This window comes from Moorena sp. SIO4A1, from assembly GCF_010672065.1.
Classification (GTDB): Bacteria; Cyanobacteriota; Cyanobacteriia; order Cyanobacteriales; family Coleofasciculaceae; genus Moorena.
The window spans coordinates 1-6,282 of record NZ_JAAHHX010000134.1 but is presented as its reverse complement, the minus strand read 5'-3'; the positions used below and the strand labels follow the sequence as shown (position 1 = coordinate 6,282).

The window sequence follows — 6,282 nt, the reverse complement described above, 5'->3', positions numbered from 1 at the left end:
TCAGAGGTTGTCTGAGAAGTCTCATTTGCTACATCCAAGCCCCCTAAATCCCCCAATTTTGGGGGACTTTTAGAAGCAAATTGACTCTTATTCCCCCCAAAGTTGGGGGGCTAGGGGGGCAAAATTCAGTATAAAAAAACTTTTCAGATATCCTCTCAATTCTTAATTCTTAATTCTTAATTCTTAATTCTTAATTCTTAATTCTTAATTCTTAATTCTTAATTCTTAATTCTTAATTCTTAATTCTTAATTCTTAATTCTTAATTCTTAATTCTTAATTCTTAATTCACCATTCTCTCCTCCTTCAAGCATAATCGATCCAATAACTCCCTCGGAATAGTCTCAAAATCTTCTAACAAAAAATCCATAATCGCCAGATGGCGCAAGTGACCAGGAGTCGGAGGGTAACAGCGACGACTGGTGGAAAACCAGCCGTTAACCGTTTGAACAGAACAGGAGCAGATCAAAGCCATGTCTTCCCGAGTTACGTCCCACTTCTGGTAAAACCGTTGCAGTGTCATACCCAGTTGACAATAACTGTACAGTAGGATTAGGATTTGCTCTCGCCTATCTTCTGTCACTCTAGGCAGAAGATAAGCGCGTTTGTATCTAGGTTGTAAACACACGAATTGCCGAAAAAGGCATGCATACAAGAGGCAAAAGGCAAGAGCTTGACACTCCCCGCCCTGGAAGGACGGGGATTCTTGCTTGGCCTATGGCCACGCTACGCGAACAACGAGGTGACTTGTTTAACCAGGCCGGAACCAGGAAAAATAGAGGTCTCCTTGGAGACGAAACCTTAGAATAGTGGAGCCTTACTACAAAACCTTTCCCCTATGCTGCATAACCGACCGACTATAAAGGCTCCACTATTCTTACGGTAACTTTAAATCCACAAGCGGTTTAGTCTATGACTAGGTTTCGGTGTGCCCCACCGTACCTTTTTTTCTATAGATAGACACTTTTTTTATCTAATTTTTTCATAGACTTTTAAGTCGTTAGACCCAATTACGCAATACGTACGCTTTACATATTTTTTACGTTGTCTACTTATGGTTAGATAGTGTCTTTCTACTTTTAAAGTCTATTGCTTATGGTTTTATTGTACCACATCTAAAGCCGTCCTGGAAGGACGGGGCTTTAAACCCAATTTTTTCGGTAAAGAAATATGAGATGCACCCAAAGCGCCTCCTAGCTGATAGCCTCCTAGCTGGTAGCACCTCAAGCAGCACCTCAAGTAGCGCATTGGCTGATAGCTAAAGGCTTACGGAGCAGTAACGTTACCTAATGATTATCGGATCTACCAGTCAGATTGTGAAGTGCGACATAATACCTGATATTATGGTTAATTGTCAATATGTGTTGGTGAAAGATAATTTAGCTCAATAGTCGGGAGCATCGTCTATTATCTATGGAAAAGGAAAACCAAAAGAATCAAAAGACTCAAAAGACTAAAACTAGAGTCTCCAAAACCTTGAATCTTTTCAGGAACTTTGGCTTAAAGGCAATTCCAATTATGATGGTAAGGAATTCTTTGTTTGAAGAATCCGAACTTACCCTCAATTTCTTAGTTTTAATCATTAGCTCTTGTTTAATTGCCACCTTTGGACTAGTGCTCAACAGTGCTGCGGTGATTATTGGAGCGATGATTATTGCTCCTCTGATGTTGCCCTTAAGAGGATTGTCCTTTGCTACCTTGGAAGGAGATTGGCAACTGTTACGGAGTAGTTTTGTTTCTATTGCTGTAGGCACCGTACTCGGTATAAGTTGTTCTTGGTTGGTTGGTACAGTTATCGGATTCCCTGAATTTGGAGCGCAAGTTTTAGCAAGAACTCAACCCAATCTAATTGATTTACTGGTTGCGATCGTGGCCGGGGGAATTAGTGGTTTCTCTAAAATTCGTCCGTCTTTAGAGGATGCGGTACCAGGGACAGCAATTGCAGTAGCCCTAATGCCTCCCCTTTGTGTCGTTGGGTTAACCCTCTCCCAGGGAGAATGGACTTTGAGTCAGGGGGCATTTCTCCTTTATATTACTAACCTGATTGGGATTAACCTAGCTTGTATGATCGTCTATGTCTTTAGCGGATATGCTCAGAGTACTGAACTGAGCCGGTCTTTAAACTGGGGATTCTCGTTAGTGCTGATTGCTGTGTTAGTGGTGCCCCTAGGACTTACCTTTTGGGACGTGCTTGAGCAAGGAAGAGTTGAGGAGCCAGTTCAGGAATTGATTAATAAGAGTCAAGTGTTTAACAAACCAGGTATAACAGAAGTTTCTACTTGGAAGATCAATCGGAAAACTAATCCTCCTTCTATCGAAATGGATATCCGTTCAATAAAACCGATTACACCGGAACAGGTTAAGAGGTTTGAAGATGCGGTTAACATTAAGCTAGGTAAACCCTTGAAAGTGATAGTTGAGGTTACTCCATTTATACCAGTGGAATCGCCTAATCCTCAACCTAATTAACTTTAATTTGACCTAACCAACTATAGCAATTCGACCTTCGCTAGGGAGATAGGGAGATAGGGAGATGGGGAGATGGGGAGATAGTGCCCACCCCACCTCCCTTTCACGCCTATTAACCTGACAATTTCTTCCGATTAATGAAACAGCTGCGTAGGGTGCGTTAGGGGGGCCTCATTTTCCGCCTCGTAGCCATCATTGGGATAGTCCGCCCCGTAACGCACCACCACAAGGCTCGCTTAATATCAAGTCAGGTTGAATACCCATAATTAGAGGGAGGGTGGGGAGATGGGGAGATGGGGAGATGGGGAGATTTTTATTAAGGGTAATTATCCCGACATGATATAAGAAGACGTAAAGAATGGGAAGAAGGGAGATTGTTGGAAATGATTAATACAATTAGTAATACTGGGAAATTATTCACTATTGGTCATTCTAATCTCAGTATTGAGGATTTTATTGCTTTACTCAAGCAGCACGGAATTACGGCGGTGGCTGATGTGCGATCGCATCCTTACAGCCGTTACTTACCTCATTTTTGTCAAGCCCCCCTCAAGGCTGAACTATTGTCGGCAGGAATTCGCTATGTGTTTCTGGGTAAGGAGTTGGGGGCAAGACCGGCTGATCTCAGTTGTTATGTTGGTGGTAAAGCGTTATATGAAAAAATTGCCGCCACTGACCTGTTTTCAGCGGGTCTTAAACGGGTAATTCAAGGGGCTGAAACGTACCAAATTGCCTTGATGTGTGCTGAAAAAGACCCGATCACTTGCCATCGGACAATTTTAGTCTGCCAACATTTAGTGAAATCCGAGTTAGAGATTAATCATATTCTCAATGATGGCAGCTTAGAGTCCCATCAGGAGTTAGAAGAGAGGTTGCTCAGCTCTCATGGGTTAAGTGATTCCCAAATCAAACAACCGAAGCAACTTTCCCTATTTGATGACCCGACATCTATGGATAACTGGGAGAATTGCTCTCGGGAGGATAGACTTAAGGAAGTTTATCATAGGCAAGGGGATACTATTGCTTATCTAGCAAAGGGAGTAGGGAGTAGGGAGTAGGGAGTAGGGAGTAGGGAGTAGGGAGTAGGAAGTAGGGAGTAGGGAGTAGGGAGTAGGGAGTAGGGAGTGGGGAGTAGGGGGAAAAAAAATGAGTGTACCTCATAAGTAATAGAAAGGCTATATATGAATCCAACTATTAATTTATTTACAATTGGGTTTACTAAAAAGAGTGCTCAACAGTTCTTTGAGCTTCTGATTAATGCTGGAGTAAGGCGAGTTATCGATACGAGACTGAATAATAAATCTCAATTAGCTGGTTTCACAAAAAAAAATGATTTTGAATACTTTTTGCAGCAAATTGGGAATATTGACTATATACATCGTCTAGAGTTGGCTCCGACCAAGGATATCCTAGATACCTATAAAAAAAATAATGGTGATTGGGAAACCTACGAAAAACAGTTCTTACAATTAATTACAGAGCGTGAAATCGAAAAGAAGGTATCACTAGACTTATTAGATGGTAGCTGTCTGCTGTGTAGTGAACCTACTCCCCATAACTGTCATCGCCGTTTAGTAGCAGAATATCTGAGTCAAAAATTGGGAACTATAAAAATAGTTCACCTATGATTGAAACCAAATCCCCTTTGTTAAGACCATAGAAAAACATCAGTAAGCTATCAGCTATCAGCTCTCAGCTCTCAGCTATCAGCTATCAGCTATCAGCTGATAGCTCTGAGCTCTCAGCTCTCAGCTAATGGGCTACCTCCCAGCGTCGAAGCCTGTGCCAACCACGCTATTTGAAGTGCTAAAGGCCAACGGCTGACCACTGACCACTGACCACTGACTGCTGACCGCTGACCGCTGACTGCTGAATGCTTACGTCTAAACTAACCTTACTTGGGATTAGATAGCAGCATGACTCAGATTATTTGCTTGGCTAACTCCTGGAAGCATGGCGATAGATGTATCGCTGGAATTAATTCTCTGAAATGTCAATGGATTCGTCCTGTATCTGATTTACCGGATGGTCGCATTCCGAAACCAATGCGTCAGATTGCGGGAAGGGAACCAACTTTACTGGATATTTTAGAGATTCCTTTGGCTAAAACTGGACCAGACTTTGGCTTTGAGTGTGAAAATCTTTTGGTATTACCAGGACAATGGCGACGAGTAGGACAAGTTCCTGCTGGATATCTGAATAAGTTTTGTAGCCGGGAAAAATACATTCTCCATAATAATGAGCGCTATGTAACGGTGAGTTTCTTGCAGTCATTACCAGTAGAGCAACGATGTACACTACAACTGGTGAAAGCTGTGGAGTTCTTGGTTCAACCTATTGGTATCAGAGATGAGGGTGTAGAAAAATGGGAAGGTTCACTGGTAACAGATTGTGGACAAGAATTGACTGCTACGATTACTGATCCCGTATTTGTTAGGCATTTAGAGTTAGGGTATCGACCACAAAATCAGTGTTTGGTTACGGTTAGTCTGAGTATGCCTTGGCGACCTGGTGATTGGCAAAAGGATGGTGACCCTTGTTGGAAGTTGATAGCAGGTGTTATTGAATTACGTAGCAATTCAGGGAATAAACTTATACTAGGAATGGATGATGAGCTTCCTTTTTAGCAATTAAAGTAGGGTGGGCCAAGTAATCTAATTTAGAGTATTCCGAATAATCCAACAGTTTTTGCCCACCCTACAAGCTGGATTAATGTTAGTCAATCATGGATATATTTGCCTAGCAATAATGATAATTTTATTTATTTTTGCTACAGAGGATACGGGAATCAGGTCATAAGGTGATAAACTGGTAATGTAAGGCAGTGATATAGGGGATTAAGGTATACCAATATTTGGTTTAATTGGTATTACTAGGAAGAGATGCGATCGCTTTTAGCGGAAGCGAAGCTTCATCGCGTAGCGTGACCTACGGTCAATCGCATATCTACTAATTAGCTTCCTATAATCAACTCAATCATGGCTTTACCATTGTTTACCATTGACCAAAATTAATGGATAATCCCTAAGTAAGCATGGGAGACCCTAGTGATGCTAGTTGAGTTCAGCGTAGAAAATTATCGTTCATTTCGAGAGCGCCAGACCTTGAGCATGGTGGCATCTAATAAAAAAACTGGGCGGAATAGCAATAGTTTCCCGATGCCTAATGTCAAGTCTCTGCGCCTACTCACCAGCGCTGTGGTCTACGGTCCTAATGCTTCGGGGAAGAGCAATCTGGTGCGTGCAATCCAGACCATGGGTCGGATTGTGCTTCAGTCAGCCACTGGCATGCAGCTTGGCAGTAGATGGAATATCGAACCATTTCGCTTAAATGCTGACTGCCAGAAAAGGCCGAGCTGTTTTGAAATTATTTTCATTGAGGATAATATTCGCTACCAATACGGATTTTCCTTAGACCAAGAGCGGGTGTACGAAGAGTGGCTAATCGCGTATCCCAAAGGACGTCCTCAAACTTGGTTTGAGCGTAACTATCGTTCAGAAGAACAGGAGTATGATTGGTATTTTGGGCGAGGGCTGAAAGGCGAAAAAGAACGTATTAAGGGTTTTGTTCGCTCAAATTATTTATTTCTATCTCATGCCGCCCAAAATAACCATCCTCAGTTAGGAAAGCTGAGGGGGTGACGAAATGAGCTAAAACGCAGATTCTATAAGCGACCTAGCCCTTAAACCGCGTTGATAATACTTTCGTTTATTAGGATTTAATTTCATTAATTCGGTTACTAATTTTAGACAAACATCCTTAAAATTCATCCAGGTTTGACCATACAAACCAACGTAAAAACTGCTATGCCTCCG

The 6,282-nt window shown here is 42.0% G+C and carries 8 protein-coding genes and 2 pseudogenes; 6 read left to right on the top strand and 4 right to left on the bottom strand.

The window, feature by feature from the left end; all coding sequences use genetic code 11:
* Positions 1-281: 281 nt before the first annotated feature.
* Entirely contained in the window at positions 282-581 is a 300-nt protein-coding gene (locus tag F6K53_RS34700; RefSeq protein WP_293083844.1) for a hypothetical protein, read from the bottom strand.
* A 62-nt stretch (positions 582-643) separates the two neighbouring features.
* Here F6K53_RS34700 and F6K53_RS34695 point away from each other — a divergent pair, with 62 nt between their 5' ends.
* A complete protein-coding gene (locus F6K53_RS34695) occupies positions 644-808 on the top strand; it encodes a hypothetical protein (RefSeq protein WP_293083841.1) in 165 nt (54 codons plus the stop codon).
* Here the strand turns inward: F6K53_RS34695 and F6K53_RS34690 are convergent.
* Positions 800-892 (bottom strand): annotated as a pseudogene (locus F6K53_RS34690) (RNA-guided endonuclease TnpB family protein); the annotation flags it as partial. The gene F6K53_RS34695 and the pseudogene F6K53_RS34690 overlap by 9 nt on opposite strands.
* A 519-nt stretch (positions 893-1,411) precedes the next feature.
* Here F6K53_RS34690 and F6K53_RS34685 point away from each other — a divergent pair.
* Both F6K53_RS34685 and F6K53_RS34680 read left to right on the top strand, forming a co-directional pair.
* Entirely contained in the window at positions 1,412-2,467 is a 1,056-nt protein-coding gene (locus F6K53_RS34685; RefSeq protein WP_293083838.1) for a DUF389 domain-containing protein, read from the top strand.
* A gap of 383 nt (positions 2,468-2,850) precedes the next feature.
* Positions 2,851-3,525, top strand: a complete 675-nt coding sequence (locus F6K53_RS34680) for a DUF488 domain-containing protein (protein ID WP_293083836.1) — start codon at positions 2,851-2,853, stop codon at positions 3,523-3,525.
* Here the strand turns inward: F6K53_RS34680 and F6K53_RS34675 are convergent.
* The gene (locus F6K53_RS34675) at positions 3,485-3,628 is read right to left on the bottom strand and encodes a hypothetical protein (protein ID WP_293073448.1); all 144 of its coding nucleotides are present in this window, start codon (positions 3,626-3,628) and stop codon (positions 3,485-3,487) included. The genes F6K53_RS34680 and F6K53_RS34675 overlap by 41 nt on opposite strands.
* 20 nt (positions 3,629-3,648) lie before the next feature.
* Between F6K53_RS34675 and F6K53_RS34670 the strand changes: the two genes are divergently transcribed.
* The 3 genes from F6K53_RS34670 (at position 3,649) to F6K53_RS34660 (ending at position 6,108) form a co-directional block, all read left to right on the top strand.
* Positions 3,649-4,095: a DUF488 domain-containing protein gene (locus F6K53_RS34670; protein ID WP_293073445.1), complete on the top strand. Its 447-nt coding sequence runs from the start codon at positions 3,649-3,651 to the stop codon at positions 4,093-4,095.
* Positions 4,096-4,383: 288 nt separating this feature from the next.
* Positions 4,384-5,094 (top strand): hypothetical protein, encoded by a 711-nt coding sequence (locus F6K53_RS34665; protein WP_293083833.1) that lies wholly within the window; start codon positions 4,384-4,386, stop codon positions 5,092-5,094.
* A gap of 423 nt (positions 5,095-5,517) precedes the next feature.
* Entirely contained in the window at positions 5,518-6,108 is a 591-nt protein-coding gene (locus F6K53_RS34660; protein WP_293073439.1) for an AAA family ATPase, read from the top strand.
* Positions 6,109-6,117: 9 nt separating this feature from the next.
* On the opposite strand, the pseudogene F6K53_RS34655 reads toward F6K53_RS34660, so the two are convergent.
* A pseudogene (locus F6K53_RS34655) lies at positions 6,118-6,282 on the bottom strand (IS4 family transposase); the annotation flags it as partial.